The organism is Streptomyces alkaliphilus (assembly GCF_014141535.1).
Classification (GTDB): Bacteria; Actinomycetota; Actinomycetes; order Streptomycetales; family Streptomycetaceae; genus Streptomyces; species Streptomyces alkaliphilus.
Window position 1 is genome coordinate 1 of sequence record NZ_VKHT01000933.1, and the last position, 1,967, is coordinate 1,967.

Consider the following 1,967-nt stretch of genomic DNA (forward strand, 5'->3'; position numbering starts at 1 on the left):
CACCCCCACCGATCGAACCCGCTCGGGCCGCCGGCACGCGGCTCGTCCCCCCCAACCGAGCCCCATCCACAAGGAGTACACAAGTGCCGTCGGTCATCGTGGGACGCACGGGTCCCTTTACCGGTCAGAGCGTCATCCTGGGCGACGCTCCGCTGACATTCGGCCGCAAGAGCGACAACGGCGTGGTGATCGTGAGCCCCAACGCCTCGCGCCTGCACGCCGAGATCGTCCGGGAGGACGCCGGCTTCGTCCTGTACGACCGCGACAGCCGCAACGGCACCTACGTCAACGACGAGCGCGTCACCCGACACGTGCTGCGGCCCAACGACCGCATCCGTATCGGTGACGAGACCTTCGTCTACGAGGCGCAGGACGTGATGGAGACGGTCGTCAACCTCTCCCAGCTCAAGCTCCCGCACCTGGATCGGGCCGCCGACCCCGGCACCCTGCGCGTCACCGTCTCCGGCGGCGGCCCGGTCGGACTCGCCTTCGCCCTGGCCCTGGAGGAGCGACTCGCCGGGCGCGTGCGGGTCACCGTGTACGACGCCCGGTGGCGCCGGGAGGGCTCGGCGGTCGTCTGGAAGGACCACCGGCACGGCAACGTCCGGCGCCAACAGGTCGTGACCATCCAGAGCCGCCAGTACCTGGCGCTGTCCGAGGAGGTCCGCTCCGCCCTGTTCGACGAGCCCGCGCACTTCTCGGAGATGTGGCCCGTCGGACCGGACTCCGTGGACGGCCGCCCACCGCGCAACATCCGCATCGCCCGCATCGAGGACCGGCTGCTGGACCTCGCCAACCGCCGCCCGGCCATCGAACTGGCCCCCCGGCGCTTCGACCCCGAGGAACAGCGGAACCGGATCAGCCGGGAACACGCCCTGGTCATCGCCGAGGGGGGCCGTTCACGCACCCGCGAGTACTACGCCGACCGTTTCGGCGCCGCCGACGCCTCCATCTACTCCCTCGACGGCGAGCACATCCGGGACATCGTGCTGGGCCTGCGCGTGAAGTCCTCGCTCCCGGACCCGATGAGCGTTCTGCTGACCGTGGCCCAGAACCGGTTCCTGCTCAACTCGCTGCGCGGCGAGGGCTTCCTGAACATGCGGCTCACCCGCGAGGAGGCCGAGGACGTGGTCGGCATCGACCCCGTCCGCAAGGTCTTCGAGGAGTGCATCGCCACCCGCCCCTGCGTCATGGCCCGGGGCGAGCACAACGAGTTCGTCTGCCCAACCCACGGCACCCTCTTCCTGCCGGCCCTCCTGCGCGGTTCGCCGCTGTGGAAGCGCATCCTGGAGGGCCTGAAGCTGTTCGGCGTGCCCGAGGAGGACCTGTCGGCGGTCACCTCCTTCCGCCTGGACATGGTGCAGCGCCCGCGCTTCACGGCCCACCTCGCCCGCCCCACCGCGACCACTCCCGGCACCTTCGGCTTCCTGCTGGGCGACGCGGCCAACGCCATCCACTTCTGGCCCGGCCGCGGCCTCAACAGCGGCCTGGCCTCGGCCACCTCGCTCGCCCGCTCGCTCGCTCGCGTATGGCGGGGACGGCCGCTGCGCGACGCGGACTTCATCCGCCACGAGGCGGCGATGTCGATGCTCCAGTACCGGCACAAGTCCCGCGCCTGGAACGCCATGGTGGCCACCGACGAGCAGGGCGTCACCCGCGCCATCAAGGACATCGTGGCCCGCAGCATGGAGCCCGGCGACACCCCGACGGCCCCAGAGTCCGACCTCGACGCCCTGATCGAGCGCATGGCCGCCATCCGCGAGCGACTGGCGCCCCGCCTGCCGGGCCTGCCGACCGACGAGGCCCTGCGCGCCCACCTCGCCCGCCTGGAACCCGGCACGCTGCGCACGCTGTGGGAGAGCGGCGCCTGGGACACCCTGATCGTCGGCGGCGAGGAGGCCGACATCGAGATGTTCTACCAGGACGAGGCCCCCGTCTTCGTGCCCCGGCCCGACGCCGGCCCCGAC

The 1,967-nt window shown here is 71.6% G+C and carries 1 protein-coding gene; it reads left to right on the forward strand.

The window, feature by feature from the left end:
* Positions 1–83: 83 nt before the first annotated feature.
* A partial coding sequence (locus tag FNQ90_RS21250; RefSeq protein ID WP_182607827.1) for an FHA domain-containing protein occupies positions 84–1,967 on the forward strand: 1,884 nt, incomplete at its 3' end.